A 26,952-nucleotide genomic window follows, 5' to 3' on the forward strand; every position below is an offset into this window, starting at 1 on the left:
TGCGGCCGCATTCGAGCGGCCAATGTTCGGAAGTGAACGTTATGGCTGTTCACTTCCGAACACTTCGCCTTACTTGGCCTTGATCGGGAAGGCCGGATGCACCGGCCGCACCGGCGGGTTCTTCGCCAGTTCGGCCTTGATGACCTCTATCGCCTTTTCCAGCTGAGGATCGCGGCCGGCGATGACGTCGGCCGGATTCTGGTCGATCTCGATATCCGGCGCGACGCCTTCGTTTTCCACGCCCCAGCCGCCGTCACGCGTCCAGAAGGCCAGGTTGGGCGCGGTGATGCCGCCACCGTCCATCAACGTCGGGAAGCCAAGGATGCCGACCAGGCCACCCCAGGTGCGCTTGCCGATCAACGGACCCATTTGGTTTTTTCGGAACATCCACGGCAGCAGGTCGCCGCCCGAGCCGGCGGTTTCGTCGATCAGCATCGCGCGCGGTCCCTGGATCGAGGCCGACGGGGTTTTCATGTCGGCGCCGTAGCGCATGGTCCACCAGGCGATTTCCTTCTTCTGCAAAATCTCCAGGTAGTAATCGGCCACGCTGCCGCCGCCATTGAAACGCTCGTCGATGATGACGGCGTCCTTGTCGGCCTGCGGGAAGAAGTAGCGCTTGAAGTAGGTATGGCCCAAGGTCGCGGTGTTCGGCACATACACATACGCGACCTTGCCGCCAGTGGCCGCGTTCACTTTACGGATATTCCCTTCGATCCAGTCGCGGTTGCGCAAGGCATCCTCGGTCGCCACCGGCACCACGGTGATGGTGCGCGATTTGCTGCCGTCCGCGTTCGGGCCGACAGTGATGTCGATGGCCTTGTTGGCGGTGTTCTCGAAGGCGCTGTACAGGTTCGTCGGCGCCAGCAGCGGACGCCCTTCCACCGCCAGCAGGTATTCGCCGGCCTTGACGTTCAGGCCAGGCTCGGTCAGCGGCGCGCGCAGCGCAGGGTTCCAGTTCAAGCCGCCGTAGACTTTCTTGAAGCGATAGTGGCCGTCGCTGACCTCGTAGTCCGCGCCCAGCAGGCCGCCCGGCACCGCCTTGGCGTCGGTGAAGAAGTCGCCTCCTCCACCGCGATGGTGGCCCACGCCGATCTCGCTGCACAGCCACTGGATCAGGCGATTCAGGTCGCCACGGCTGGACAGCTCGGGCAGGAACTGCGCGTACTTGGCGCGCATCTTGTTCCAGTCGGCGCCGTGCATGCCGGGGTCGTAGAAGAAGTCGCGGTTGATGCGCCAGGCTTCGTTGAAGATCTGCGCCCACTCGGCGCGCGGTTCGGCGTGCACCTCGATCGCTTCGACCTTGATCTTGCCTTCGCCCGGCGTCAGCGTCTTGGCGGTGGCGCTGCCCATGGCCCAGGCTTCCTTGGCCCGGTACAGGATCTTCTTGCCGTCGGAGGAGACTTCGTACTCGTCGGCTTCGGCCAGCAGGGTTTCGGCCTTGCGGTCTTTCAGGTCGAAACGCTGGATGGCTTTCTTGCCGTCGTTCTCGCGCAGGAAGAAGATCTGCCCTGCTTCGCCCGTCCCCAACTCGGACAACGCGGCAGCAGGAATAGGCAGGTCGACGATGCGGGTTTCGATGCCGTCGAAGTCGATCGAGATCGGCGCCACCGACGCGACCGTCACTTTGGGATCGTCGCGGCCTGTCTTCGGATCGACCTTGGCCGCTTCCGGCTTGGCCGCTTCCTTGGCGGTGGCCGGTGCTGATGAAGCAGCGCTCTTCTCCTCGTCGCTCTCCTTGATCAATGGCGACGGCAGGTCGCGCCGCAGCACGGCCATCCAGACGGTGCGGGTCACGCGGTTGTCTTCGTTCTGCTGAGAGAACCAGTTGTTGCTAGGCCCGGCGTTGGTTGAGGCGAAGAAGTACAGATACTTGCCGCTCTTGTCGAACACCGGATCGACGACGTCGGACAAGCCATCCGTCACCGGCCACGACTTGTTCTGCTCCAGCGAGTAGATGTAGGCGCTGCGGGTGTAGGTCATCGAATTGAGCGCGTAGGCGATCCAGCGCGAGTCTGGCGCCCATGCGGCGCGCAGCGTCTTGTTCACGCCATACAGCGGTTCGCTGGCGATCTTCCTGGTCGTACCCGAGGCGATGTCCATCACATACAACGTCCACGCATTGTCGGTGTAGGCGATCTTTTTGCTGTCGGGCGACCAGACCGCGTTGTCGTAGAAGCCGGCGCCGGTGAGTTTGAATTTGCGCGGTTCGCCCTTGCCGTCCTGGGCGCGGATGTGCAGCGCGTACTCTCCCGATTCGTCGGAGAAGTAGGCGACGGAGCGGCCGTCCGGCGACCAGGCAGGCGAGCGCTCATGCGCGGCAGGCGTTTGCGTCAAGTTGCGCACGTCGCCCTTGTCGGCCGGGATGGTGACGATCTCGCCACGGAACTCATACGCCACGCGCGCGCCCGAAGGCGAGATGGAAGCACCGCGAATGTACTTGGCGCCGCTGACCCAGCGCGGGCGCGACGCACCCAGGTCGCTGTTGACGCCGATGGTCAGCTTGCGCGACTGTCCGCTGGCCAGGTCCAGCGCATGCAGATAACCGGCCTGCTCGTAGACGATGCCGCCGCCATTGGCCGTAATGTTCAGCACCGGGAAGTCGGTATGCCGGGTCAATGCGCGCACGGCCTTGGTCTTGACGTCGTAGGCGTACAGATTGAATTCTCCGTCGCGGTCCGAGCGGAAGTAGACGGTGTCGCCTATCCACACCGGATCGACATCGTTCGAGTGCGTGGCCGGCTGCGGGATCTGCTGCACCGATTTGTCGGCGCGGTTGAACAGCCACAGGATGGAGTTGGTGCCGCCGCGATAGTGCTTCCACTGCATGAAGGCCGGCGAGAACGGGTTGTAGGCGATCTGCTTGCCGTCGGGCGACCAGCCTGCACGGGCGGCGTTCGGCACTTCCAGCTCGGTCTCCACGCCGCCGGCAACCGGCACCGTGAACAGCTTGCGATAACGGTTGTTGAACGCCGCGCGCGGGGACGTGAACATCACCGCCTTGCCGTCGGGCGTGAAGCCTTGCGCGACGTCCGCGCCGGGATGGTAGGTCAGCCGTTTCGGCACGCCGCCTTCCACCGGCAGCAGGTAGACATCGGTATTGCCGTCGACCTGCGCGCTGTAGGCGATCGATCTGCCGTCCGGCGCAAACACCGGGTTCGATTTCTCGCCCGGATCGGAAGTCAGGCGGCGCGGCGACGAGCCGTCGCGGTTCGCCAGCCAGACGTCGCCCGCGTAGATAAAGGCCAGGTGCTGCACCGACAACGCCGGCTCGGTCAGCATGCGTGTGTCGCTGGTGCTGGGCAGCGCCAGCGCGCCGTGGCTGATCGTGAACGCAGCGGCGATGGCTGTGGTGGATAGCATGTGCTTCATTTTGTCTCCTCGTGGCCCCGTCATTCCCGCGTAGGCGGGAATCCATAGGACGCGTGCGTATTGGCTCAGCATAGATTCCCGCTTTCGCGGGAAAGACGTTATTTGAGCGCAGGGATGGCTTGCGGCTGATAGGCCTTGATCGGCTGCGCCTTCAGCTTCTTGTCCAGCAGGTCCAGCGCCACTTCCAGCTGGCGGTCCTGGCCTTGATAGGTGGCGTGCGGCGGGTTGTCCACTTCCACATCCGGCGACACGCCCACGCCTTCGATCAGCCACTGGCCGTCGGCCGTGTTGAACTGGCCGTTTTCGGCCACGCGTGCCATGCCGTTGTCGCTCAGGCGGTTGTTATCGCTGAGCCAGACGCCGGCGCCCGCCGTGCGCTTGCCGACCAGCGGCGCCAGTCCCAGCGCCTTGACGCCGGCCGCGAAGGTCTCGCCGTCCGAATACGTGTACTCGTCCACCAGCACCACCAGATGGCCGCGGAAGGTGTTCTGCATGTTCGGCGCAGGCAGCGCGCCCGGCGACGACCAGAAGGCCCAGGCCTTGCGCAGCAGCTTCTCGATCACCCAGCTGTCGATGTTGCCGCCGTTGTTGCGGCGCACGTCGATGATCAGGCCTTCGCGGTTGACGTTGGCGTAGAAGTCGCGCGCGAACGAGGCGATGTCGCGCGGGCCCATGGCGCGCAGGTGCAGGTAGCCGATGCGGCCCTTGGATGTTGCTTCCACCTGGCGCGCGCGGCTCTGCTCCCAGTCGCTGTAGCGCAGGCCGGCCTGCTTCGCCATATTGACCGGCGTGACGATCACCGAACGTGCGCCACCCTCTTTACGCTTCACTTGCAGCAGCATCTGCTTGTCGGCCTGGTTCAGCAGCAGGTCGGCGATGTCGCGCGCTTCCAGCACCGGTTTGCCGTTGACGGCGGTGATGACGTCGCCCTCCTTCACGTCCACGTCCGGTTGCAGCAACGGGCCGCGCTCGGACGGCAGCTCCGGTTCGCTGCGGTAGATGTGGTCGACGCGGTAGCCGTCGGCACTGCGCGTGAGCAGCGCTCCCAGGCCGGCCGGCGAACCTTCCGGCGTTGGCCGGCGCAACTCGCCCGGTGCGATCTGCGAGTGCAGCGCGCCCACTTCGCTGACCATCATGCCCAGCACGTCGTTCAGCTCCGCGCGGTCGGTCACGCGCTCGACCAGCGGCGCGTACTTGGCGCGCACGCCGGTCCAGTTCACGCCGCGCATCTTGGCGTCGTACAGGAAGTCGCGGTGCATGCGCCAGGCGTCGTTGAACATCTGCGTCCATTCCAGGCGCGGGTTGGAGGTGAAGGTCCAGTCGTCCACCTTGACCTTGGCCTTGGAGACGTCCGCCGGCGCCTTGGCGCCCGCCTCCACCACCAGCATGTCGCCGGCGCCGCTGGCGGCGAAACTGCGGTAGTACAGGTGCTTCTTGTCGAAGGCCAGATCGTATTCGCGCACGCCCCCGGCGAAGACTTCCGGCTGCGGACCGTTGGCGGCGATCGCCAGCGTTTTCAGGTTGGCCTTGCCGTCGCTGCCGTCGGCGTCGAGGAAGTACAGGCGCTTGTCGTCGATTTGCAGGTTGCGGTAGTTACCCGCCGCCAGCGGCACTTCGAACAGGCGGTCCGCCAGGCCGGCGTAGACGATGGCCGGCAGCGCCTTGCCGGATTTTTTCTCCGGCACGGCCTTGGCCACGGCTTTTTCCACCGCCTTCTCGGCGGCCTGCTCGACGGCTTTCTCGGCCGCGCCTTCGGCCGGCTTGTCGCCCGGCTTGTTCAGCTCATCGTCCGGCTTGAACGGGAAGCGGTTGCCCGGCTGGAGCGCCAGCGCGTACACGCCGGTGCGCTTGTCGAACACCGGTCCCATATTGCGGTCGCCCCAAGGCGAGCCATTCGCCAGCTGGAAGTTGCGGGCCGAGAGGAAGTACAGCCATTTACCATCCGGCGAAAACGCCGGTGAGCGTGAGTTGTAGCGGTCGCCGGTGACGAAGGCCAGCTGCTTGGCTTCGAGGTTGTACAGGCCGATCTGGTCGCGCTGCTCGGTGCTGGCGGCGCGCACCAGTACCAGGTTCTTGCTGTCGCCGGACCACAGGATTTCCTCGTGCCGGTCCGAGCCGACCTTGCTGCCGTCGTCGATGACGGTATTGGCCTTGGTGGCCAGGTCCAGCATCCACAGGCGGCCCTTCTTGTCGGTGTGGGCCAGCCAGCGGCCGTCCGGCGACGGGTACAGCTGCCAGCGGTGGTTGTTGCCATCCTTGGTCAGCTGCTCGCCCTTGCCGGAACCGTCGGCGGCGAATTTCCAGATTTCGTTTTCGCCGGTGCTGTCGACGATGGCGTAGACCCATTTGTCGTCGTGGCTGAACACCGCGTCGCGGGCGCGCGCGCCTTCCGGCACCGCGATCTCGACACGGCGCTGCGAGCCGGTTCCGGCCACGCTGACGCGGCCGCGCGCGGTCAGCACCAGACGTTCGTCCTTGCCGGAGATTTGCACGTTGGTCAGGTTCTCCAGCGGCGAGCGGATCTGGCGCGCGCGCTGCTGGTCGAAGTCGGAGACCAGGCTGATGGCCAGCTGTTCATCCTTCGCTGCGGCCAGGTCCAGCACGTGCAGGTCGGCGCCCAGCTGGTAGACGATGCGGCCGTCGCCCAGCGCGGCGTTGCGCACGTCCCAGTCGGTGTGGTTGGTCAGTTGGCGCGGATCGCCGCCGTCGGCCGCCATCGACCACAGGTTGTCGGAGCCGCCACGGTCGCTGATGAAGTAGACGCGGCCCTGCCACCACATGGGCCGCTTGTTGTTGCCGGCGTCGGAGGCCAGCAGCGGCGTGGCTTCCGTGGCGCCGGCCAGGTCGTAGCGCCACAGTTGCGCATGCGCGCCGCCGCGATAGCGCTTGACGTTGTCGTTGGTCAGGGCCAGGCCGTTGCGGGTGAAGTACAGCGTCTTGCCGGCATCGTCGAGCACCGCGTCGTTGGCGTCGGCCACGGCGAATACGCGGCGCTGCAGGTCGCCCGGCTTGACGGCGGCGATGACGTTGTTGCGCGACGGGCCTTTGCTATCGAGCGTGGTCACCAGCACTTCGCCCTGCGCGGTCCAGCCCAGCACATTCACGGCGCTGTTTTCAAAGGTGATGCGCTTGGGCAGGCCGCCCGCCACCGGCATCACGTAGGCTTCCTGCCCGCCTTCGTAGGAGGCCGAGAAGGCGATCCATTTGCCGTCGTGCGAGATGGCGGCGTTGATTTCGGCGGCCGGGTGGGTGGTCAGGCGCTGCGCGGCGCCGCCGTGGGCGCCGGTCTTCCACAGGTCGCCCTCGGCGGTGAAGACCACGGCGTCGCCACGGATGGCCGGGTATCGATAGTAGGCGTCGGCGGCGGAGGCGGTGCCGGACAGCAGGCCGGCGGACAGGAACATCAGGGCGAGGGGACGAAGGCGCAGAGAAGTCAGGATCATGGGACAGTTTCAATGTTTGTCAAATGGAACGACAATTCTGGCACAGCTTTAGGTCTAAAAGAAAAAAGCTTCTAACCCCGCGTGCTTTTAGTGATACGCATGCCGCGCGGCTTAGGGGTCAGACCCCGTACGGGGTCTGACCCCGCTTGGCGCTGCGGGGTAAAAAAAAACCGCGCCACTTGCGTGGGCGGTTTTTTATGAAGCCTGGACGGCTTATTCGACTTCGACGGTTTCCGGTGGCGTCGTCGGTGCGGCGTCCGGCGGTTCCGGGAACTCCAGCTTGACCTGGTCCTTGTCGTCCAGGTCGACCGTCACGCGGCCGCCGGTGACCAGGCGGCCGAACAGCAGCTCGTCGGCCAGCGCCTTGCGGATCATGTCCTGAATCAAGCGCGCCATCGGACGTGCGCCCATCAGCGGATCGAAACCTTTCTTCGCCAGGAACTTGCGCAGTTTCTCGCTGAAGATCGATTCGACTTTCTTCTCGTGCAGCTGCTCTTCCAGCTGCATCAGGAACTTGTCGACCACGCGCAGGATGATGTCCTCGTCCAGCGCGCGGAAGCTGATGGTGGCGTCGATACGGTTGCGGAACTCCGGTGTGAACATGCGCTTGATGTCGGCCATCTCGTCGCCTGCCTGCTTGGAATTCGTGAAGCCGATCGAGGTCTTCTGCAAGCTCTCGGCGCCCGCGTTGGTGGTCATGATGATGATCACGTTGCGGAAGTCGGCCTTGCGTCCGTTGTTGTCGGTCAGCGTACCGTGGTCCATCACCTGCAGCAGGATGTTGAAAATGTCCGGATGGGCTTTTTCAATCTCGTCCAGCAGCAGCACCGCGTGCGGTTTCTTGGTGATGGCTTCGGTCAGCAGGCCACCCTGGTCGAAACCAACGTAGCCCGGCGGCGCGCCGATCAGGCGCGACACGGCGTGACGCTCCATGTACTCGGACATGTCGAAACGAATCAGCTCGATGCCCAGGATGAAGGCCAGCTGCTTCGCCACCTCGGTCTTGCCGACGCCGGTAGGACCGGAGAACAGGAAGGAGCCGATCGGCTTGTCGGTCTTGCCCAGGCCGGCACGCGCCATCTTGATCGCCGATGCCAGCGCTTCGATCGCAGGATCCTGGCCGAACACCACGTTGCGCAGGTCGCGGTCGATGGTCTGCAGCTTGCTGCGGTCGTCCTGGTTGACGGTCTGCGGCGGGATGCGCGCGATCTTGGCGATGATGTCCTCGATCTCGGTCTTGCCGATGGTTTTCTTCTGCTTCGACTTCGGCAGGATGCGCTGGGCCGCACCGGCTTCGTCGATGACGTCGATGGCCTTGTCCGGCAGGTGGCGGTCGTTGATGAAACGGGCCGCCAGTTCCGCCGCGGTCGACAGCGCCGACGACGAGTACTTGACGCCGTGGTGTTCTTCGAAGCGCGACTTCAGGCCGCGCAGGATCTGCACGGTCTGCTCGACGGTAGGCTCGTTGACGTCCACTTTCTGGAAGCGGCGGCTCAGCGCGTGGTCTTTTTCAAACACGCCGCGGAACTCGGTGTAGGTGGTCGCGCCGATGCACTTCAGCTGGCCGTTGGCCAGGGCTGGCTTGAGCAGGTTGGACGCGTCCAGCGTGCCGCCCGAGGCCGAGCCGGCGCCGATGATGGTGTGGATCTCGTCGATGAACAGGATGCCGTTCGGGTTGTCCTTCAACTGCTTGAGGACGGCCTTCAGGCGCTGCTCGAAATCGCCGCGGTACTTGGTGCCGGCCAGCAGCGCGCCCATGTCCAGCGAATACACGACGGCATTCGACAGGATTTCCGGCACGTCGTTCTGGGTGATGCGGTAGGCCAGGCCTTCGGCGATGGCGGTCTTGCCCACGCCGGCTTCGCCCACCAGCAGCGGATTGTTCTTGCGGCGGCGGCACAGGATCTGGATCACGCGATCCACTTCGTCCTCGCGGCCGATCAGCGGATCGATCTTGCCTTCGGCGGCGGCCTTGTTCAGGTTTTGCGTGAACTGGTCGAGCGGGCTTTCCTTGGTCTGGCCTTCGCCGCCCGGCGCGCCCTCTTCCACGCCTTCCGAAGCCTTGGCGGCGTCGGTCTGCTGGTCCTTGCGCACGCCGTGCGAAATGAAGTTGACCACGTCCAGGCGGGTCACGCCCTGCTGGTGCAGATAGTAGACCGCGTGCGAATCCTTCTCGCCGAAGATGGCCACCAGCACGTTGGCGCCGGTGACTTCCTTCTTGCCGTTGGAGGCGGACTGCACGTGCATGATGGCGCGCTGGATCACGCGCTGGAAGCCGAGCGTGGGCTGGGTGTCCACTTCGCCCGTGCCGGGCACGGTCGGCGTGTTGTCGCCGATGAAGTTGGTCAGCGTTTTACGCAGGTCTTCAATGTTGACGGCGCAAGCACGCAACACTTCGGCAGCCGAAGGATTGTCAAGCAAGGCCAGCAGCAAGTGCTCCACCGTGATGAATTCGTGCCGTGCCTGCCGAGCTTCGACAAACGCCATGTGCAAACTTACTTCTAATTCCTGCGCAATCATACTTCCTCCATCACGCATTGCAGGGGATGCCCCGCCTTGCGTGCATGCGTTAAAACGAACTCCACTTTGGTACAGGCTATATCTTTTGAGAACACGCCGCACACTCCTTTGCCGTAGCGATGAACACTGAGCATTATCTGCGTGGCCGTTTCACGGTCTTTATTGAAATACTCCTGGATGATGGCGACCACAAACTCCATCGGCGTGTAGTCATCATTGAGCAACGCCACCTGGTACAGAGGTGGCGGTTTCAGCGTTTGCCGCTCCAAGAGGGTTTCGGTGTCATGCTTGGTTGCCATACGCTTATATTCTAATGCTTTCGAGGTTGATGCAATGTGCATTTCACTATACACATTCAATTGTTTTCCATCTTACGCGTTTTCTGAACTTGACGCAGATGGCGGCCCATTCGCCAAAATCAAGAGTTGCTTTTTCACCAATTGGCTTAAAAGTAGCAAAATGCATACAAATCTGCTTGACTTTAGAATTTGGTCCGCTAACAATGCGTTATCGGCTGCGTGCAGAAATGTACAAGGTGATAAGAAGTGAGGCGTGAGGAGGGGGCAAGAAGCTTCTTGCTTTTATGGCTCGTGTGATCCGTTTTAATTTTGAAAGTTCTTTTTATGGCAACAGGTACAGTTAAGTGGTTCAATGATTCCAAAGGTTTTGGCTTCATCACTCCAGATGACGGCGGCGAGGATTTGTTCGCTCACTTCTCCGCAATCAACATGAACGGTTTCAAGACCCTCAAAGAAGGTCAAAAAGTTCAATTCGAAGTCACGCAAGGCCCTAAAGGCAAGCAAGCTTCCAACATCCAATCGGCTTAATTTTTTAAGCAGCAGATGTGAAAAACCTCGCAACGCGGGGTTTTTTTTCGTCCCTACCCCAGTGCGACTGTTGCAGAACTCCGACAACCGACGCCTCCCTCATATCCTTGTGACAATTCAATAGAATTGCCAAAATTGAAAAATGCATAATCTTATTCGTTAAGGTAATAGTGTCTATCAGGCATATACCTGAGCCGCCGTTCGTCTCTTACCAAGGGCCACATGAATAGCATGCACATCAAAAGAATCAAAACCGTCCTGATCTATGCGGCAATACTCGGGCTGGGCCTGGGTGTGGGCCGGGTGGCATCCAAGGTGCCGCAGTGGCTGACGCCGGCCTACGTCGAAGGCGACTTCCAGGCCTACTACCCTGACCCCGCCACCAAGGTGGTGCTGTACGGCACCAAGACCTGCCCCTACTGCCAGCAGACCCGCGCCTACCTGAACGAACACCACATTCCCTTTGCCGACGTCGACGTCAGCCACACCGGCAAAGGCCAGCAGGACTACCGCAGCTTCGGCGAGACCGCCGTGCCGGTGATCTTGATCGGCAACCGCCGCATCACCGGTTTCAAGCAGTCCGTCATCGAGGCCGCGCTCGAACAATTGCCGCGACCGTCCGCCCGCTGAGCCCCGTTCCAAATGGAAGCCGTGTATAGGGGCGGCATGGTTTCGCGCATCATTCAACGCCCATCACCCGTTGGAGGAGTTCACATGAATAAGAAGCTGAAACTGTTTTTGTTCGCAATCGGCATCGGCGCTGCATCGGCCCCGGCCATGGCCAGCTGCATCCACTACTGCGTGGTCGAATATAAGGCGTGCGTGAACTCCGGCCAGCCAGCCGACCAATGCAACGATGAGCTCACCGCCTGCGAGGACGCCTGCGGCGGTTAAGCTTCGTTGATGGCCAGCGCCAGCGGCGCTGGCCATCAATCAGAGTGCCGGCACAAGCAGCTTGAGCAGCAGCCCCCCCCCGGCGCAGACCGCTATCACACGCGGTACCTTCTGGCCGTAGCGCAGCAGCGCCACCGCCGCCCCCACCGCGATCAACGCCGCCGCCCAGTCGGGCGAACCGGCCAGGCCCGCCGGCCAGATGACATGCCATGCAAAGAACAGCGCCAGGTTGAGAATGACGCCGACCACGGCCGCCGTGATGCCGGTCAGCGGCGCGGTGTAGCTGATATCGTCGCGCGTGGCCTCGACCAGCGGGCCGCCGGCCAGGATGAATACAAACGACGGCAGGAAGGTGAACCAGGTCACCAGCACCGCCGCCACGGCGCCCGCCAGCGGCAGTTGCGCCGCGCCGAACGGCGCCTGCCCCCAGCCACCGACAAAGCCGACAAACGCCACCACCATGATCAGCGGGCCCGGCGTGGTTTCGCCCAACGCCAGGCCGTCCATCATCTGCGGCGGGGTCAGCCAGCCGAAGTTGACCACCGCGCCCTGGTACACATACGGCAGCACCGCGTAGGCGCCGCCAAAGGTCAGCAAGGCGGCCTTGGTGAAGAACCAGGCCATCTGGGTGTAGGTGTGCTGCCAGCCGGCGGTCAGCACCAGCAGCGCCATTGGTGCCAGCCACAGCAGCGCGCCGCAGCCGCACACCAGCGCCAACCGGCTCCAGCGGAAGCGGGCGTGCGGCGGTGGCGGCGTGGCGTCGTCGATGACGGCGGCCCCATAGCTAGCCTTGGCGGCGCCATGCCCGCCGGTCTTGAACGCCTGCGGCAAGAAGCGGCCGCCGGCAAAGCCGGCCAGCGCGGCGCCGGCGACGATCAGCGGGAACGGCAGCTGCAAGGCGAAGATCGCCACGAACGCGGCGCCGGCGATGGCCCACAACCAGCCGTTGCGCAAGGCGCGCGTGCCGATCCGGTGCGCGGCCTGCAGCACGATCGCCGTCACCGCCGGCTTGATGCCGTAGAACAGGCCCGCCACCAGCGGCTGCTGGCCGAACGCCATGTACACCCACGACAGCAGCACCAGCAACAGCAGCGACGGCAGCACGAACAAGGCGCCGGCGATGATGCCGCCGCGCGTGCGATGCAGCAGCCAGCCGATGTAGGTGGCCAGCTGTTGCGCCTCCGGGCCGGGCAGCAGCATGCAGTAGTTCAGCGCATGCAGGAAGCGGCGCTCGGAAATCCAGCGCCGGCGCTCGACCAGCTCCTGGTGCATGATGGCGATCTGGCCCGCCGGTCCGCCAAAGCTGATGCAGCCCAGCTTGAGCCAGAAGCGGAAGGCTTGCCAGAGGGTGGGCGCCGGCGGCGCGTCGGAAGGCGTCATCGTAATTCCTGTCAAAAAAAAGCCCCACTCCTTCGCGGAAGCGGGGCTGATGGATGCCAGTGGCTGGCTTACATCTGTTCGATCATCACGTCGCCGAAGCCGGAGCACGACACCTGGGTAGCGCCTTCCATCAGGCGGGCGAAGTCGTAGGTGACCTTTTTCGAATCGATGGCTTTCTCCATGGCCTTGATGATCAGGTCGGCCGCTTCAACCCAGCCCATGTGGCGCAGCATCATTTCGGCGGACAGGATCAGCGAACCCGGGTTCACATAGTCCTTGCCGGCGTACTTAGGCGCGGTGCCGTGGGTGGCTTCGAACATCGCCACCGAGTCCGACAGGTTGGCGCCCGGCGCGATGCCGATGCCGCCCACCTGCGCCGCCAGCGCGTCGGAGATGTAATCGCCGTTCAGGTTCAGGGTGGCGATCACGCTGTACTCGATAGGACGCAGCAGGATCTGCTGCAGGAAGGCGTCGGCGATCGAATCCTTGATGATGATGTCGCGGCCGGTCTTCGGATTCTTGAACTTGCACCATGGGCCGCCGTCGATCAGCTCGGCGCCGAATTCTTTCTGCGCCAGTTCGTAGGCCCAGTCACGGAAGCCACCCTCGGTGTACTTCATGATGTTGCCCTTGTGGACGATGGTCACCGACGGCTTGTCGTTGTCGATGGCGTACTGGATCGCCTTGCGCACCAGGCGCTGCGTGCCTTCGATCGACACCGGCTTGATGCCCAGGCCCGAGGTTTCCGGGAAGCGGATCTTGGTCACGCCCATTTCCTTGACCAGGAAGTCCAGCAGCTTCTTGGCGCCTTCCGAACCTTGCTGGTATTCGATACCGGCGTAGATGTCTTCCGAGTTCTCGCGGAAGATGACCATATTGGTCTTCTCCGGCTCTTTGACCGGCGACGGCACGCCGGTGAAGTAGCGCACCGGGCGCAGGCAGACGTACAGGTCCAGCTGCTGGCGCAGGGCCACGTTCAGCGAACGGATGCCGCCGCCGACCGGCGTGGTCAGCGGGCCCTTGATCGAGACCACGTAGTCCTTCAGCACGGTCAGGGTTTCTTCCGGCAGCCACACGTCGGGGCCGTACACGCTGGTCGATTTTTCGCCGGCGAAGATTTCCATCCAGCTGATCTTGCGCTTGCCGCCGTAGGTCTTGGCCACTGCCGCATCGATCACCTTGATCATGACCGGGGTGATATCCACGCCGGTGCCGTCACCCTCGATGTAGGGAATGATCGGGTTATCTGGTACATTCAGGGAAAAATCGGCGTTGACGGTGATTTTTTGGCCGTCGGCAGGTACTTTGATATGCTGATACATCGTGTTCTCCGAAGTGGCATGAATTTGTTGCCGGTTTAGTACACTTATCCCAAGTCTTCTATAAGACATAAGACACTGTTTTACATTATGCACCAGTATTTTAGTGGGCGCCACGGTTTTCCTACACCGGCCGTCAAGCCTACACCAAAATCATCTTAAGAGAAGTATGTCCCTCATTCTATTTAACAAACCTTTCCAGGTGCTGTGCCAGTTCTCGCCGCAGGACGGCCGCGCCACCCTGGCCGACCACCTGAAGATCCCCAACATCTACCCCGCCGGCCGCCTCGACGCCGACAGCGAAGGCTTGATGCTGCTGACCGACGACGGCAAGCTGCAACACACCATCGCCCATCCGGATCACAAGGAAGCCAAGATTTACCTGGTGCAGGTCGACGGCGTGCCGGACGCCGACAGCCTGGCTAAATTGCAGGCGCCGCTGGACCTGGGCGACTTCGTCACCAAGCCGTGCAAGGCGATGCAGATCGCCGAGCCGGCGTGGCTGTGGCCGCGCAACCCGCCGATCCGCAGCCGGGCCGAGCATCCGACCAGCTGGCTGGCGATCACACTACAGGAAGGCAAGAACCGCCAGGTGCGGCGCATGACGGCGGCGGCCGGCCTGCCAACCTTGCGGCTGGTGCGCAGCGCCATCGGCGCCATTTCGCTGGCGACCCACCCCTTGATGCCGGGCGAGTGGATGGAGGTGTCGGCCAAGGACCTGGCCGGCTAGATTGATGCGTTGCAGCAAATAAAATTCTGCTTTTCACGCTTTTTTGTGTCAACTGGAAATTTTCGGGCGGCGTTAATGAGATAGATTCATATGAATCTTCGTTTTTCTCAGCTGGTTTAATCAACTGCCAAAGGAACTCATCATGTCCAAGATCATCGCTGCCCTGGTTGCCTCCCTGTTTGCCGCTTCCGCTTTCGCCGCCGCCCCATCGGCGTCGGCATCCGCTTCGGCCGCGGCTTCGGCCCCGATGGCATCGGCCCCTTCCGCATCGGCCTCCGCCTCCGCTGCTGCATCGGCACCGAAAGCCAAGAAAGCCAAACACAAGAAAGCATCGGCAGAAGCTTCGGCCTCGGCCTCGATGCCAGCCAAGTAAGCGCTGCGACACCAGCAAGCCGGCCTCGGGCCGGCTTTTTTACGTCCTTTTTTCGTCCGCACATGCGAAAAAACCCGCGCTAACCAGAGGCCAGGCGGGTTCTTGCTTTAAGAAGGCGCTTCAAAATGACTGTGGCGTCGTTGCAGCTCCTTGCCGTGCAGGCGCACTGTCTTCGTCGCCGCGCCTAGCCACACTCATTTTGAAACGCCTTCTACATCCCAGCGAGGGGAATTAAGCGGACAGTGCCTTCAGGGCAGCTGCCAGACGGCTCTTATGGCGAGCTGCCTTGTTTTTGTGGATGATCTTCTTGTCCGCGATGCTGTCGATGGTCGACACGGACGATTGGAAGATTGCCGTCGCAGCAGCTTTGTCGCCGCCTTGGATCGCTTTGCGTACTGCTTTGATAGCGGTGCGCAGGGTCGAACGCTGGGACGAGTTGTGAGCGTTTTGCTTGACTGCTTGACGAGCGCGTTTGCGCGCTTGTGCGGTATTTGCCATGGAATTTCCTAAAACAGGGTAAAGGTGCGTTTGCAAACATTATTGTTTGCCAAACAGGTGCGTTCAGTGCGTCTGCCGAACCATGTGAGTCAAACTACTGCCTGCCAAACATTAGTGTCTGCGTAACAGAATTCTGTACAGCCTGCGATTATAGCGATGTTTTCTGTCAGGAGCAACTATAATCACTGCCCATGAACTTGCTTAAAACTCTAGCCGCCATCTCCAGCATGACCATGCTGTCCCGCGTAACCGGATTATTGCGTGAAACCTTGTTTGCCCGGGCCTTCGGCGCCGGCGCCTACACGGACGCTTTCATCGTCGCGTTCCGCATTCCCAACCTGCTGCGCCGCCTGTTTGCCGAGGGGGCCTTCTCGCAAGCGTTCGTGCCGATACTCTCCGAGTACAAGAACCAGCACGGCCAGGAAGCCAGCAAGACGCTGGCCGACCATGTGGCCAATACGCTGGTGTGGTCGACCTTGTTCGTCAGCGCGCTCGGCATTATAGGCGCGCCGTGGTTTGTGTACCTCATCGCCACCGGCCTGGACAAGCAACCGGGCGCCTTCGACGCCGCCGTCTGGATGACCCGGCTGATGTTCCCTTATATTAGCTTCATGGCCTTCGTGGCGATGGCCGGGGGCGTGCTCAACACCTGGCGCGAGTTCAAGATCCCGGCCTTCACGCCGGTGCTGCTGAACGTGTCCTTCATCGCCGCCTCGCTGTTCCTGCAAGCGCACCTGGAGCAGCCGATCTACGCGATGGCGATCGCGGTGTTCGTCGGCGGCATCCTGCAGGTGGCGATACAGATCCCGGCGCTGATCAAGATCGGCATGCTGCCGCGCCTGTCGTGGAATCCGGCCGCCGGCCTCGGCGATCCGGGCGTGCGGCGCGTGCTGAAGAAGATGGGTCCGGCCGTGTTCGCCGTCTCGGCCGCGCAGATCAGCCTGATGATCAACACCAGCATCGCCTCGCGCCTGGCCGAGGGCAGCATTTCCTGGCTGTCCTACGCCGACCGCCTGATGGAATTCCCGACGGCGCTGCTGGGCGTGGCGCTGGGCACGATTTTGCTGCCCAGCCTGTCCAAGGCCAAGGCCGACGGCGATAGCCAGGAGTATTCCGACCTGCTGGACTGGGGCTTGCGCCTGACCTTCCTGCTGGCGCTGCCGGCGGCGGTGGGCATGGCCGCGCTGGCCAAGCCGCTGATCGCCACCCTGTTCCACTACGGTAAATTCACCGACGAGGCGGCCACGCAGTCGTCCTATCCGCTGATCGCCTACAGCGCCGGCCTGCTGGGCATCATCCTGGTCAAGACGCTGGCGCCGGCGTTCTACGCGCGCCAGGATATCCGCACCCCGGTCAGGATCGCCATCGGCGTGCTGATCGCGACGCAGCTGATGAACTGGATCTTCGTGCCCTACCTGAAGGTATCCGGCCTGGCGCTGTCGATCGGCCTGGGCGCCTGCATCAACGCCAGTTTCCTGTATGCCGGCCTGCGCAAGCGCGGCATCTACAACCCCAAACCGGGCTGGCCGCTGTTCTGCGCCAAACTGGCCGTGGCGTGCGTACTGATGGGAGCGGCCGCGTGGTTCGGCGGGCAGCAGGTGGACTGGCTGGGCATGCAGCATCACACGCTGCTGCGGATCGGCGCGCTGCTGCTGTTGATTGGCCTGTGCGGGGCGGTGTACTTCGCCGCGCTGTTCGCGATGGGCTTCCGGCTGCGCGACGTCAAGCGCACGGCCCGCTAAACGAAAAAAACCCGCCTAGGCGGGTTTTTTAATATCACAGCTAAAACTTAGGCTGCTTTTTTTGCTTTGCGACGAGCAACAACACCCATCAGTGCCAGGCCGCCCAGCAGCATGCCGTAGGTTTCTGGTTCTGGTACGGCGGTCACGGTGTAGGTGCCGGTGTAGCTTGCGCCGGCTTGAGCGGTGCCAGCCAGATCCAGAGTGAATGGACCAACGCCGGTGTACTCAACGCCGAAGAACTTCAGGCCGCCGACAGCGAATGCCGAGCCGGTGGTGCCGTTCAGGTTCGAGGTAACAGCATTGAAGCTCAGCTTCTGACCGGAAACGGTCAGGCCGATGTTGTAGCTGCCAGCGCCCAGGCCCAGCAGGGTGATCAGGTCGTGACCGCCCGACAGGACGCCATCGCCTACGACTGCGTCGAAGTTGTGCGAATTGCCGTCAGCGATAACAACGATGCCTTGGTCACCAGCAAATGCGCTAACCGAAGCGGCGGCCAGCAAGGCGCCAGCAACGAAAGATTTCAATTTCATGTGATTTTCCTTAATCAAACGAATTGTGGCTGCGCTTTCGCCAACCACCGTAGTGTTAATAGGAGTGTAGAAGTGCTACGGAACAAATAATAGCATAACAGCACCGTTTGTCATTGTAAATTTTCTATTTTAGTTTTCTCTTGTGCAACTTATTTCATAGTGTAAAAATTGCATTGCAGCGCAACAAATTTTGCGCTTGCCTTATGCAAGCAACGCAACGTTTACCCACCACTATTGCCTCTGCGGCACGTATCCAGAGGGTCCGGGTGCAGGTGCAATAATACTTTGTTGTATGTTTGACACAGTTGCACCGACTACTTGCCGAGCCCCCATTATTCTTGCGGCACCGGCACTGGCGGCGGCTCGTGCGCCTCCGGCTCTTTGGAAGGCTGCGGCTCTTCTGGCGGCGGCGCAGGCGGCATTTCGGCGGGCGGTGGCGGCGGCTCGGGAGGACTAGGCGCAGCCGGCGCCGGCGGCACGAGCGGTTGTTGTTGTTGCTCCACTGCCTTCGCGGAAACCTGCGGCGGTGGCCCGGTCATCAAGCTTGGTTCCGGCCCCGACAACGCCATCGCAAACTTCCAGTCAGAAATATGACTCTTACTTTCAAATCCAGAATAGCGCGCGGGGAAGTTCCCTATCTTCACCGGTTTGGCCGATGACAGGCTGTACACCGCCAGCACGCCGACCTTGTCGCCGAGATAGACGATGCCCCACTCCGCTTTGCCCGTCATGGGATCGACGAACAATTTACGCAGATGCCGGCGGGTGCCGGGGAAGCGCGGATCTTTCAATAATTCCTTCAGCGAAGGCGGCTGCGGCGGCTGCCCGGCGGGCGTCGCGTCGGCGTAGCTTTTCAGGGCGTCGCTGAAGGCGGCGCCGATATCGAGCAACTCCTGCTCCGCCCGGCTCCGTTGTATCACCGAGCCCAGCTTCAGCGCCGACGCCGTCACCAGCCCGATGATCGCCAGCAGGATGACCAGGCTCAGATAGGTAAAGCCGCCGCTGCGGCTCCGGCGTCGCGCACTCATCACCAGTCGGAGTAGGGTTTGCCGCTGCGGTCGTTGCCGGGGGCGCCGCTCTTGATGTTGTAGACGCCGCCCTTGCCGCTGTCTTCCGGCGGTACGATGACCCAGGTGGTATCGCTGTCGGTGATCGGATCGACCGGCATCGCGCGCAGGTACTTCTTTTCCACCAGCTGTTCCAGCGAGTCGGGATAGCGGCCGGTGTCGCCGTAGTATTGGTCCAGCACCTGCCGCACATTGCGCAGGTTATCGGCCAGCACGACCTCCTTCGACTTGTCGATGCTGGGGAAGTAGCGCGGCACGGCCAGCGTCAGCATCAGCGCCACGATGCCCAGCACCACCAGCAGCTCGATCAGCGTGAATCCTTTGGTTTTCATAGTTACCATTTTTTATAGGGTACGCCGTTCAGGCCGGTCTTGTCGCTCAAGCTGTAGACGTCGTAGACATCCTCGCCCTCCTTCGGCTGGTCGGCATCGCTGGCGTAGCTGCGCTTGCCCCAGGTTTGCGACTCGCTCAGCGTGGCGTCCGGATTGAACGGATCGCGCGGCACCCGGCGCAGGAAATACATCTTGATGTGCTTGGGGTTCTGCAAATCCGGCACGCCCTCCACCAGCAGCTCCAGCGTCTTCGGATAGCCGGTCGAGGCCAGCGTCTTGGCGACCCGGCCCTGGTCGTAGGCCAGCTTGTAGGCATCCAGCGCGGCGCGGATCTGGTGCAGCGCCTCGCGCAACTCCTGCTCCTGGCGACGCTGCACCACCACCTGCGCGGTCGGCACCACCAGTGCGCTGAGCAGGCCGAGGATGGCCAGCGTCACCAGCAGCTCGATCAGCGTGAACCCGCGGCCGCGTTTCATCATGCGCTTACTGCTGCACCGGCTGTTGCTGCGGCTGTTGCTGCTGCTGCGGCTCCGGTTCGGGCGGCGGCAGCACGGGCTGCGGCTGTTGTCCCTGGCTAGGCGGCAGCGGCGCCGGCTGGCCCTGCGAGATCGGCATCGCTTGCACCGGCAGCGGCGGACGCACCGGCGCAGTCAGTGCCCCCGCCGGCGGCGGCAAGGCGCCTGGCGACGGCGGCATCGCCACGCCAGGGCGCGCGCTCAGGTCCGGACGGCGGCGGAAGCTGGCCTCCGTGCCGGCCGAGAATTCCGACGCCGCCGCTTCCGGCCGCTGCACGTTGCGGATCAGGTGCGGCGTGATCGACAGCACGATCTCGGTCTTCTGGCTGTCGTCACGCTTGCTGCCGAACAGGCGGCCGACGATGGGCAGGTCGCCCGCGCCCGGCACGTGGTTGGCGGTGCCGCGTTCTTCATTGTTGATCAGGCCCGCCAGCACCTGGTTCTCGCCATCCTTGAGCTGCAACATGGTGGAAGCCTGGCGCGTGCCGATCTGGTAGGCGGTGCCGCCGTTCTTGGTGGTGATGGTGTTGGTCAGGTTGCTGACTTCCAGCTGCACGCGGATCGCCACCTCGTTATTCAGGTAGACGGTCGGCTCGACGTTGAGCGTCAGGCCGACATCGACGTAGGTGATCGAATCGCTGGCAAAGCCGCCGACGCCCGACGACACGGTGGTGGTCACCACCGGCAGCTTGTCGCCGATGACGATCTTGGCTTTTTCCTTGTTGCGCACGCGGATGCGCGGATTGGCCAGCAGGTTGGAATCCTGGTCGTTCTTGTTGGCGTTGATGCCGGCCGAAATGCCGGTCACACCGATGGTGCGCTGGTTCAGGTTATTCAGGTCGCGGATGGTGATGCCGGTGCCGCCCGACGTCGACAACGGCGTCAAGCCGATCCCGGTCGGCCACACCACGCCCAGGTCCATCACGCTGCTCTTCTTCACTTCCAGGATCTCCACCTCCAGCATCACTTCCGCTTCCGGCGCATCCTGCAAGGCCACCAGCTTCTCGGCCAGGCGGATCGCTTCCGGGCTGTCGCGCACGATCAGCAGGTTGAGTTTTTCATCGACCACCACGTCGCGCGATTTGAGGATGGTCTTCAAGGTGTTGGCCACCAGCTTGGCTTCGGCATTGGCCAGGAAGAAGGTCTTGACCGTCATCTCCTGGTATTCCTTCAGCTTGGCCGCCACGTTCGGATAGATCAGGATGGTGTTCGCATCCATCACCTGCTGCTCCAGCTGATTGGTCAGCAGCAGGAAGTAGATCGCCGATTCGACGGTGCTGTTCTTCAGCAGCACGGTGGTGCGCTGGTCGGTCTTGACGTCCTTGTCGAACACGAAGTTCAGGCCCGAACGGCGCGAAATCACCTCGAATACCTGCTTCAGCGGCGCGTCGCGGAACTCGATCGAGATCGGCTGCTTGTAGGTTTTTGCCAGGCCGGCTTCCGCCACCGGCGGCGCGATCTTGTCGCTGACCTCGCGCAGCATCAGGCGCGCTTTCTCATTGGCCGGAGTTTCGGTCAACAGTGCGTTGAGCTTTTGTTTGGCCAGTTCGTACTCACCCCTGTTGACATGTTCGGCAGCGGCGGCCATCAGCTTGGCCTGGCGGTCGTCGCGCTCCAGTGAGCGCAGGCCGGCGCGGGCGCGCTCGTTGAGCGGGTCCAGCGCCTGCACGCGGCGGTAGCCCTGCTCCGCCAGATCCAGCTTGCCTTCCGACTGCTGGCGCTCGGCCAGGTCGAGGAAACGCTGCGTGGCGCGTTCGCGCGCCAGCAGATAGGCCGAGCGGTACTGGGCGTTGCCCGGTTCGGCCTTCACGGCCTCCTGGTACTTGAGCAGGCCCGCTTCCAGCTGGTCCTTGGCGATCAGGTCGCGGCCATCGCGATAAGCCATTTGTCCGGCGCAACCGCTCAGGGCGATCGCCAGCATGGCAGGCAGCGCGGCGCGGCGGCCCAAATTCTTCAGATGACTAGCCATCAGTCGAGGACTCCAATATTGATCTGTTGTACCTGATTCAAAGGCAGATAGGTCACGGACATCAGCGGCGGCGCGATTCTCTCGACGCGGTAGGTGCCGTCGATGACGGTTTGATTTTTTACGACGTAAGTCTTGTCGCCGCGCGCCAGGTAGACTTCCCAGGCGCCGTCGGCGACGGCCTTGCCGATCACCGTGAACGGCATCGGCGGCGCCACCGGCGCCGGTGGTGGCGCATTCGATGCGGGCGGCGGCGGTGGCGGCGGCGGATTCCAGTTCTGGCCCTGGAACACGCCCTCGCCCGATGCGAAGGTGGCCTCGCCGGATTCGCCCACCAGCATGGCGCGCGGCGTCAGGCGCAGGATCGCCACCTCGGCCTGCGGTTTGGCGTCCTTGCCGGCGCGTGGCGCGGGGGCGGCCGCCATGGCGGCCGGCGCGGTGGCCGGCGCGGAACGGCTGCGCGCCACCGGCTCGGCGATGTCGCCCGACGGCGAGTTATCGCCGAACAGCACCAGGCCACCGGCGACGGCCAGCGCGATACCCATCGCGATTTGATAAGGCTTCATGGCTCGCCGTCCTTCAAGTACAGGGTGAAGCGCAAACGCGCCTCCACCGTGGGTTCGGCGATGGCTTCGCGGCGGAAGCCGACTTCGTCCAGCGAGGCAAACGGCATGTCGCGCAGGCCCTGCATGGCGAACTGCCAGATCGATTGATACGGCCCCTTCACCGGCAACAGGATCTGGTAGGTGCTGACGCGGCTTGCCTTGTCGTAGGCGGCCTTGTACTCGCCCTGGCTCAGCGACAGGTTGTTCTTGGCCGCCAGGTCGAACAGCACCTTGACCTGCTGTTCGGCGTAGCGTTTCTCGCCCAGCACTTCATAGAAGCCGGCCAGGTTCTGGTTGGCCGACGGTGGCGGCGGCGCCGTCACCAGCGAGGCCGGCGTCGGCAAGGGACGCGCCATCAGCTGTGCCTGCGCCGCGCGTTGCGGCAGCAGCCACGCCCACGCGGCGGCGCCGGCCAAGCACAGCGCGATGGCGATGCAGGCCGGCGCGCCCAGGCGCGTCAACGCCAGCCGCGCGCGCAGCACGATGGCGGCTACATTCACCTTGTCTTTCACCTTGTCTTTCACACTCGTCATCGGGCTATCCATGTCGCCTCCAGCTGGAAGCGCAAGGGCCGGTTGGGATCCTGCTCGTTGATTTCATGACGGGTCAGGATCACGCCGCTGAACAGCTCCTGCTGCTTCAACTCCGCCACGTAGCCCACCATGTCGTCGCTGTTTTTGGTTTCGGCGGTGATCTTCAGCACCTGCTTGCGCGGGTCCGGCTCCATCGCCACCAGCGCGACGCTGCGCGGCGTGGCGGCGGCCACGGCGTCTTGCAGCTCGCGCCAGGGAAGGTTCAGTTGCAGGATGGCGCCGTTGACGAAGGCGGCCTGCCCTTCCGGTATCGCCACCTGCGCCACTTCCACCGGCCGCGCCGAGATGGCCGCCGCGCGTTCCTGCAGATGGCGCAGCTCGTGCTCGCGCAGGCGCTTCTGCTCGACCAGCTTCCAGCCACCGAAAGCAGCGGCCGCGCACAGCAGCAGTCCGGCGCCGGCCAGCGCCAGCACCGCCGGATGCGTGTGGAACAAGGTGCGGCGCAGGCTGCGCGGCGCGAAATCGATGCGCATATTCTTCATGCGACGCTCCCGCCGCGCGCCAGCAGCGCCATCGTCGACAGGCCGCCGCTGGACGCCTGCTGCACCTGGTCCAACACGGCGCAGGCGATGTGCGCGGGATTGCTCACCGGCTTGCTCCACACGGCCGGCGCGGCGCCGCACACTTGCAGCAGCTCCGGCTCGGGCATGTCCAGCAGCAGCGCTTCGCGCTTCAGCGTCTGGCCCAGCCAGTATTGATCGGCGCCCTGCCCGGCCGGCATCGGCAAGACGCGGATCGCCCGGATGCCGGAGCCGTCGGCTTCGATGGCGGCCAGCGTCAGCAGGTGATCGTGCACCAGGCCGAACCAGGCGCCCGGCTTCACGCCGCGCCGCCAGCGGTTGTAGGCGCTGATGAAATGCGGCTCGATGCCGACCACCTGCAGCTTGAATTCCTGCGCCACCAGCCGCAGCACGGCCAGCAAGGCGCGCGGCACGGCGGCGGCGAAGAACGGCTGCGTGGCGTTCCAGTCGCCCGCAATCTGCCAGGCCGCGGGTGTTTCGCCGTACAGCGCCTGGAAGCGGAAGCCCGCCGCCGCTTCGATGTCGGCCAGGCGCGCCGCTTCCGGCGGCGGCGTGACGCGCCACAAGCGCGTCAGGTCGTCGGCCAGCACGATGCTGACCGGCCAGCCGGCCACGCTTTTATCGCCGAGCTGCTCGCCCAGCAGCGCGCGCAAGGCGTTGGCGATGGCGTCGAACGGATGCTCGCCCGACGGCGCGAACGCATGTTCGGCCAGCACCGTCACCGGCTCGCCGCGCCAGCGGCTGGTGCGCAGCAGGCTGACGGCAAAACCGGAGACGCCGATGCGCAGTGATTGTCCAATTGCTCTACGCATGCAAGGTTACTCGTTTGATTTCGGACAGCGTGGTGCCGCCCCGTTTGACCAGTTCCAGGGCCGCCAGCCGCAGGCTGCGCGTGCCGTTCTCGTAGGCGGCCTGCTTGATCTGGCGGATCGGCCGCTTGTCGACGATCAGCTCGCGGATCTCGTCGTTCAGCGTCAGGATCTCGGCGATCGAACGGCGGCCCTTGTAGCCGGTGCCGCGGCAATCGCCGCAGCCCTTGCCCTGCATGAAGCGGTAATCGTAGACGTCGGCGCGGGCCAGGCCCACGCTGGCCAGTTCGTGATCGTCCGGCGTGTACTGCGCCGCGCAGTGCGGGCAGTTGATGCGCACCAGGCGCTGCGCCCAGATGCCGTTCAGGGCCGACACGAACGCATACGGATCGATGCCCATGTGGGTGAAGCGGCCGAACACGTCGAACACGTTGTTGGCGTGGACGGTGGTCAGCACCAGGTGGCCCGTCAGCGCGGACTGCACGGCGATTTCCGCCGTCTCGCGGTCGCGGATCTCGCCGACCATGATCTTGTCCGGATCGTGCCGCAGGATCGAGCGCAGGCCCTTGGCGAAGGTCAGGCCCTTCTTCTCGTTGACCGGGATCTGCAGGATGCCCGGCAGCTGGTACTCGACCGGGTCCTCGATGGTGATGATTTTCTCGCGGCCGTTGTGGATCTCGGTCAGCGCCGCGTACAGCGTGGTGGTCTTGCCGGAGCCGGTCGGCCCGGTCACCAGCAGCATGCCGTAGGCCTCCTGCGCCAGCACGCGCAAGGTGGCCAGCGACGGCGCGTCGAAGCCCAGCGCCTCCAAGGTCAGCGAACCGTAGGCCTCGATCATGGCGCGCTTGTCGAGAATACGGATCACCGCGTCCTCGCCGTGGATGCTCGGCATGATGGAGACGCGCAGGTCGATCTCGCGCGAGTTGGCTTCGACCCGGAAGCTGCCGTCCTGCGGCACGCGGCGTTCGGCGATGTCCAGCTCCGCCAGCACCTTCAGGCGCGAGATGATCTGCTCGGCCACGTCGATGCCGTTGACCGAGGTGGCGTGATCGAGCACGCCGTCCACGCGGTATTTGACGGCCAGGCCGCCGGCCGTGCTTTCCAGGTGGATGTCGGAGGCGCCGGCTTTCAAGGCATCGTACAGGGTCGAGTTGACCAGGCGGACGGCGGGACTGGCCGCTTCCGACACCGAGGCGAACGACAGCACGGCGGCGGTCTTGCCGTCGCGCCGGCCTTCGCTGGCGCCGGGCAGCAGCGTGTCGGTGGCGCGCGCGGACTCCTCCTGTTTCGACAGGTAGGCGGAGATGTCGGCCTGCAGCGCGAGACGGGTGTGCAGCGGCGCGTGCGGCGTGGCGCGCGCCTGCGTGCCCAGCCAGGTTTGCAGGTCCAGGTCGAAGGGATCGGCGATCACGCCGACCACCACGCCGTCATGCCCGCGCAGCAGCACGCAATGGCGCGCCAGGGCCTGCGACAGCGGCAGCAGCTCGAAGGCCGGCGTGTAGCCCAGCATGTCGACGGTCTCCAGCACGGCCATGCCGAACGGCTGCGCCAGCGCCTGCACCACCAGGCGCGGCTCCAGGTCGGTCAGCGCGACCAGTTCCTCGACCAGCGTGCGCTTCGATTGCTGGCGCAGGTGGCGCGCGCGCGCTACCAGGGCCATATCCAGAACAGGCGCCAGCGCCGGCACCGGCGCGATGTGTGGGGTGGCCTGGGCCGTCATGACATGTCTCCGGCCAGATCGAAAATCGGCATATACAGCAGCACCACGATGGCGCCGACCACCAGGCCGATCGCGGCCATCAGCAGCGGTTCAAAGGTTCGGGTAAAGCGTTCTATCCAGCGGCTGATTTCGCCGTCGTAGAAGGCCGCGGATTGGGTCAGCATCGGCCCCATGTCGCCGGTGCGCTCGCCCACCCGCAGCATGCGCAGCGAGATCGGCGTGGTCAGCTGGCTGGCCTCGAAGGCGGTCGACAGCGGCAGGCCCGATTCGATGTCGGCGCGCGCCGTTTGCAGGTTCTGGCGGATGCCGGCCGAGACCATGCCCTGCACGGTTTCGATCGCGTGCACGATGGTGATGCCGCCTTCGCTGAGCATGCCCAGCGTCAGGTACAGCCGCGACAATTCGTAGATGCGCACCCGCTCGCCGATGCCGGGCAAGCGCCCCATCAGGCGGGCGAAGCCGCCGTTGCCCATCAGCTGGCGCGCGCCCAAGACCAGCGCGGCCAGCACGGCGGCGATGCCGCCCAGCAGCAGCGTGGTGTGGGCGCCGGCGAACTGGCCCCAGTTCAGCATCTGCTGCGACAGCCACGGCAGGTTGCGGCCGGCGCCCTGGTAGACCTCGGCGAAGCGCGGCACCACGTAGCCAATCAAAAAAAGGCTGACGCCGCCGCCGACCAGCAGCAGGATGCACGGATAGATCGCGGCCGACACCAGCTTGCCGCGCACCAGGTCGATGCGCTGCTGGTAGTCGATGAAACGGGACAGGGAACGCGGCAGGTCCGAGGTGCCCTCGGCGGCCTTGACGATGCCGATGTACAGCGGCGGGAACAGTTCGGGCTGCTCGGCCAGCACGGCGGAAAAGCGCTGGCCTTCGCGCAGGCCGGCCAGCAGGCGCTCCAGCACGCTGCGCGTGACGGGGCTGGTTTCCTTTTCCAGCAGCGCCTCCAGGCCTTCGACGATGCCGAGGCCGGCGGTCAGCAGCGCCAGCAGCTCCTGGCTGAACAGCACCAGCGAGAGGCCCTTGCCGCGCGCCTTGCCGCCGCGCAGGCCGAGCCCGCCCCGCGCCGGCGCGATGGCGCTGACGTACAGGCCGCGCGCCTCCACCTGGCGGCGCGCGTCGGCCTCATCACGGCCATCGATCACCAAATGGGAGATGGCCATATCGGCCGACAAGGTGCGGACATCGAACTGCATGGCGAA

Annotated in this window: 24 protein-coding genes; 5 read left to right on the plus strand and 19 right to left on the minus strand. The window is 63.9% G+C overall.

The window, feature by feature from the left end; genetic code table 11:
* Window positions 1-69: 69 nt before the first annotated feature.
* The 4 genes from V6M89_RS17175 to clpS form a co-directional block, all read right to left on the minus strand.
* Window positions 70-3,369, minus strand: coding sequence for a S41 family peptidase (locus tag V6M89_RS17175; protein ID WP_332854300.1), 3,300 nt, complete (start codon window positions 3,367-3,369; stop codon window positions 70-72).
* Window positions 3,370-3,467: 98 nt separating this feature from the next.
* Window positions 3,468-6,812, minus strand: coding sequence for a S41 family peptidase (locus V6M89_RS17180; RefSeq protein WP_332854301.1), 3,345 nt, complete (start codon window positions 6,810-6,812; stop codon window positions 3,468-3,470).
* Window positions 6,813-7,025: 213 nt separating this feature from the next.
* Complete coding sequence (clpA, locus tag V6M89_RS17185; RefSeq protein ID WP_116992998.1) at window positions 7,026-9,332, minus strand: ATP-dependent Clp protease ATP-binding subunit ClpA; 2,307 nt, start codon at window positions 9,330-9,332, stop codon at window positions 7,026-7,028.
* Window positions 9,329-9,631, minus strand: coding sequence for an ATP-dependent Clp protease adapter ClpS (gene clpS / locus V6M89_RS17190; protein WP_008446470.1), 303 nt, complete (start codon window positions 9,629-9,631; stop codon window positions 9,329-9,331). Before clpS ends, clpA begins: the two co-directional genes overlap by 4 nt.
* Before the next feature lie 324 nt (window positions 9,632-9,955).
* Here clpS and cspE point away from each other — a divergent pair, with 324 nt between their 5' ends.
* The 3 genes from cspE (at window position 9,956) to V6M89_RS17205 (ending at window position 11,053) form a co-directional block, all read left to right on the plus strand.
* Window positions 9,956-10,159 (plus strand): transcription antiterminator/RNA stability regulator CspE, encoded by a 204-nt coding sequence (cspE, locus tag V6M89_RS17195; protein WP_008446468.1) that lies wholly within the window; start codon window positions 9,956-9,958, stop codon window positions 10,157-10,159.
* A gap of 231 nt (window positions 10,160-10,390) precedes the next feature.
* On the plus strand, window positions 10,391-10,789 hold the full coding sequence (locus V6M89_RS17200) for a glutaredoxin family protein (protein WP_332854302.1): 399 nt from the start codon (window positions 10,391-10,393) through the stop codon (window positions 10,787-10,789).
* Window positions 10,790-10,873: 84 nt separating this feature from the next.
* The gene (locus tag V6M89_RS17205) at window positions 10,874-11,053 is read left to right on the plus strand and encodes a hypothetical protein (protein WP_332854303.1); all 180 of its coding nucleotides are present in this window, start codon (window positions 10,874-10,876) and stop codon (window positions 11,051-11,053) included.
* Window positions 11,054-11,092: 39 nt separating this feature from the next.
* Here V6M89_RS17205 and chrA read toward each other — a convergent pair whose 3' ends face one another.
* Both chrA and icd read right to left on the minus strand, forming a co-directional pair.
* Window positions 11,093-12,433, minus strand: a complete 1,341-nt coding sequence (gene chrA, locus V6M89_RS17210) for a chromate efflux transporter (RefSeq protein WP_332854304.1) — start codon at window positions 12,431-12,433, stop codon at window positions 11,093-11,095.
* 68 nt (window positions 12,434-12,501) lie between these two features.
* A complete protein-coding gene (gene icd, locus V6M89_RS17215; protein WP_332854305.1) occupies window positions 12,502-13,755 on the minus strand; it encodes an NADP-dependent isocitrate dehydrogenase in 1,254 nt (417 codons plus the stop codon).
* Between the two features lie 166 nt (window positions 13,756-13,921).
* Between icd and V6M89_RS17220 the strand changes: the two genes are divergently transcribed.
* Window positions 13,922-14,482, plus strand: coding sequence for a pseudouridine synthase (locus V6M89_RS17220; protein WP_332854306.1), 561 nt, complete (start codon window positions 13,922-13,924; stop codon window positions 14,480-14,482).
* Between the two features lie 120 nt (window positions 14,483-14,602).
* Here V6M89_RS17220 and V6M89_RS17225 read toward each other — a convergent pair whose 3' ends face one another.
* Together V6M89_RS17225 and rpsT are read right to left on the minus strand one after the other, a co-directional pair.
* Window positions 14,603-14,851, minus strand: coding sequence for a hypothetical protein (locus V6M89_RS17225; protein ID WP_332854307.1), 249 nt, complete (start codon window positions 14,849-14,851; stop codon window positions 14,603-14,605).
* 235 nt (window positions 14,852-15,086) lie between these two features.
* Entirely contained in the window at window positions 15,087-15,353 is a 267-nt protein-coding gene (rpsT, locus tag V6M89_RS17230) for a 30S ribosomal protein S20 (protein WP_008446456.1), read from the minus strand.
* A 191-nt stretch (window positions 15,354-15,544) separates the two neighbouring features.
* Between rpsT and murJ the strand changes: the two genes are divergently transcribed.
* A complete protein-coding gene (gene murJ, locus V6M89_RS17235; RefSeq protein ID WP_332854308.1) occupies window positions 15,545-17,095 on the plus strand; it encodes a murein biosynthesis integral membrane protein MurJ in 1,551 nt (516 codons plus the stop codon).
* A gap of 47 nt (window positions 17,096-17,142) precedes the next feature.
* Here the strand turns inward: murJ and V6M89_RS17240 are convergent, their stop codons facing one another.
* From V6M89_RS17240 to V6M89_RS17290, 11 genes are all read right to left on the minus strand, one after another.
* Entirely contained in the window at window positions 17,143-17,625 is a 483-nt protein-coding gene (locus V6M89_RS17240) for an FxDxF family PEP-CTERM protein (protein WP_332854309.1), read from the minus strand.
* Between the two features lie 332 nt (window positions 17,626-17,957).
* The gene (locus V6M89_RS17245) at window positions 17,958-18,653 is read right to left on the minus strand and encodes a type II secretion system protein (protein WP_332854310.1); all 696 of its coding nucleotides are present in this window, start codon (window positions 18,651-18,653) and stop codon (window positions 17,958-17,960) included.
* On the minus strand, window positions 18,653-19,033 hold the full coding sequence (locus V6M89_RS17250; RefSeq protein WP_332854311.1) for a type II secretion system protein: 381 nt from the start codon (window positions 19,031-19,033) through the stop codon (window positions 18,653-18,655). Before V6M89_RS17250 ends, V6M89_RS17245 begins: the two co-directional genes overlap by 1 nt.
* Complete coding sequence (locus V6M89_RS17255) at window positions 19,027-19,503, minus strand: type II secretion system protein (RefSeq protein ID WP_332854312.1); 477 nt, start codon at window positions 19,501-19,503, stop codon at window positions 19,027-19,029. Before V6M89_RS17255 ends, V6M89_RS17250 begins: the two co-directional genes overlap by 7 nt.
* A gap of 4 nt (window positions 19,504-19,507) precedes the next feature.
* Entirely contained in the window at window positions 19,508-21,508 is a 2,001-nt protein-coding gene (locus V6M89_RS17260) for a secretin N-terminal domain-containing protein (RefSeq protein ID WP_332854313.1), read from the minus strand.
* Window positions 21,508-22,071, minus strand: coding sequence for a hypothetical protein (locus V6M89_RS17265; RefSeq protein WP_332854314.1), 564 nt, complete (start codon window positions 22,069-22,071; stop codon window positions 21,508-21,510). The genes V6M89_RS17260 and V6M89_RS17265 overlap by 1 nt, the downstream gene beginning before the upstream one ends.
* Complete coding sequence (locus tag V6M89_RS17270; RefSeq protein ID WP_332854315.1) at window positions 22,068-22,643, minus strand: hypothetical protein; 576 nt, start codon at window positions 22,641-22,643, stop codon at window positions 22,068-22,070. The genes V6M89_RS17265 and V6M89_RS17270 overlap by 4 nt, the downstream gene beginning before the upstream one ends.
* Window positions 22,640-23,185 (minus strand): hypothetical protein, encoded by a 546-nt coding sequence (locus V6M89_RS17275; protein WP_332854316.1) that lies wholly within the window; start codon window positions 23,183-23,185, stop codon window positions 22,640-22,642. Before V6M89_RS17275 ends, V6M89_RS17270 begins: the two co-directional genes overlap by 4 nt.
* Window positions 23,182-24,036: a hypothetical protein gene (locus V6M89_RS17280; protein ID WP_332854317.1), complete on the minus strand. Its 855-nt coding sequence runs from the start codon at window positions 24,034-24,036 to the stop codon at window positions 23,182-23,184. The genes V6M89_RS17275 and V6M89_RS17280 overlap by 4 nt, the downstream gene beginning before the upstream one ends.
* Complete coding sequence (locus V6M89_RS17285) at window positions 24,029-25,753, minus strand: GspE/PulE family protein (RefSeq protein ID WP_332854318.1); 1,725 nt, start codon at window positions 25,751-25,753, stop codon at window positions 24,029-24,031. Before V6M89_RS17285 ends, V6M89_RS17280 begins: the two co-directional genes overlap by 8 nt.
* Window positions 25,750-26,946 carry a type II secretion system F family protein gene (locus V6M89_RS17290; protein WP_332854319.1) on the minus strand — a complete coding sequence of 399 codons (1,197 nt, stop codon included), beginning with the start codon at window positions 26,944-26,946 and terminating at the stop codon, window positions 25,750-25,752. Before V6M89_RS17290 ends, V6M89_RS17285 begins: the two co-directional genes overlap by 4 nt.
* Window positions 26,947-26,952 lie beyond the last annotated feature (6 nt).

This window comes from Duganella sp. S19_KUP01_CR8 (assembly GCF_036688705.1).
In the GTDB taxonomy this organism is placed as follows: domain Bacteria; phylum Pseudomonadota; class Gammaproteobacteria; order Burkholderiales; family Burkholderiaceae_D; genus Rugamonas.

Excerpts from the sequence above, each read along its gene's own strand:
- V6M89_RS17285 (WP_332854318.1), bottom strand. The coding sequence starts at position 25,753 with ATGACGGCCCAGGCCACCCCACACATCGCGCCGGTGCCGGCGCTGGCG.
- V6M89_RS17250 (WP_332854311.1), bottom strand. The coding sequence starts at position 19,033 with ATGGTAACTATGAAAACCAAAGGATTCACGCTGATCGAGCTGCTGGTG.
- V6M89_RS17245 (WP_332854310.1), bottom strand. The coding sequence starts at position 18,653 with ATGAGTGCGCGACGCCGGAGCCGCAGCGGCGGCTTTACCTATCTGAGC.
- V6M89_RS17180 (WP_332854301.1), bottom strand. The coding sequence starts at position 6,812 with ATGATCCTGACTTCTCTGCGCCTTCGTCCCCTCGCCCTGATGTTCCTG.
- V6M89_RS17260 (WP_332854313.1), bottom strand. The coding sequence starts at position 21,508 with ATGGCTAGTCATCTGAAGAATTTGGGCCGCCGCGCCGCGCTGCCTGCC.
- V6M89_RS17205 (WP_332854303.1), top strand. The coding sequence starts at position 10,874 with ATGAATAAGAAGCTGAAACTGTTTTTGTTCGCAATCGGCATCGGCGCT.
- V6M89_RS17255 (WP_332854312.1), bottom strand. The coding sequence starts at position 19,503 with ATGATGAAACGCGGCCGCGGGTTCACGCTGATCGAGCTGCTGGTGACG.
- chrA (WP_332854304.1), bottom strand. The coding sequence starts at position 12,433 with ATGACGCCTTCCGACGCGCCGCCGGCGCCCACCCTCTGGCAAGCCTTC.
- V6M89_RS17280 (WP_332854317.1), bottom strand. The coding sequence starts at position 24,036 with ATGCGTAGAGCAATTGGACAATCACTGCGCATCGGCGTCTCCGGTTTT.
- V6M89_RS17270 (WP_332854315.1), bottom strand. The coding sequence starts at position 22,643 with ATGACGAGTGTGAAAGACAAGGTGAAAGACAAGGTGAATGTAGCCGCC.
- icd (WP_332854305.1), bottom strand. The coding sequence starts at position 13,755 with ATGTATCAGCATATCAAAGTACCTGCCGACGGCCAAAAAATCACCGTC.
- V6M89_RS17200 (WP_332854302.1), top strand. The coding sequence starts at position 10,391 with ATGCACATCAAAAGAATCAAAACCGTCCTGATCTATGCGGCAATACTC.
- clpA (WP_116992998.1), bottom strand. The coding sequence starts at position 9,332 with ATGATTGCGCAGGAATTAGAAGTAAGTTTGCACATGGCGTTTGTCGAA.
- clpS (WP_008446470.1), bottom strand. The coding sequence starts at position 9,631 with ATGGCAACCAAGCATGACACCGAAACCCTCTTGGAGCGGCAAACGCTG.
- V6M89_RS17240 (WP_332854309.1), bottom strand. The coding sequence starts at position 17,625 with ATGAAATTGAAATCTTTCGTTGCTGGCGCCTTGCTGGCCGCCGCTTCG.
- rpsT (WP_008446456.1), bottom strand. The coding sequence starts at position 15,353 with ATGGCAAATACCGCACAAGCGCGCAAACGCGCTCGTCAAGCAGTCAAG.
- V6M89_RS17175 (WP_332854300.1), bottom strand. The coding sequence starts at position 3,369 with ATGAAGCACATGCTATCCACCACAGCCATCGCCGCTGCGTTCACGATC.
- murJ (WP_332854308.1), top strand. The coding sequence starts at position 15,545 with ATGAACTTGCTTAAAACTCTAGCCGCCATCTCCAGCATGACCATGCTG.
- V6M89_RS17275 (WP_332854316.1), bottom strand. The coding sequence starts at position 23,185 with ATGAAGAATATGCGCATCGATTTCGCGCCGCGCAGCCTGCGCCGCACC.
- V6M89_RS17290 (WP_332854319.1), bottom strand. The coding sequence starts at position 26,946 with ATGCAGTTCGATGTCCGCACCTTGTCGGCCGATATGGCCATCTCCCAT.
- V6M89_RS17265 (WP_332854314.1), bottom strand. The coding sequence starts at position 22,071 with ATGAAGCCTTATCAAATCGCGATGGGTATCGCGCTGGCCGTCGCCGGT.
- V6M89_RS17220 (WP_332854306.1), top strand. The coding sequence starts at position 13,922 with ATGTCCCTCATTCTATTTAACAAACCTTTCCAGGTGCTGTGCCAGTTC.
- cspE (WP_008446468.1), top strand. The coding sequence starts at position 9,956 with ATGGCAACAGGTACAGTTAAGTGGTTCAATGATTCCAAAGGTTTTGGC.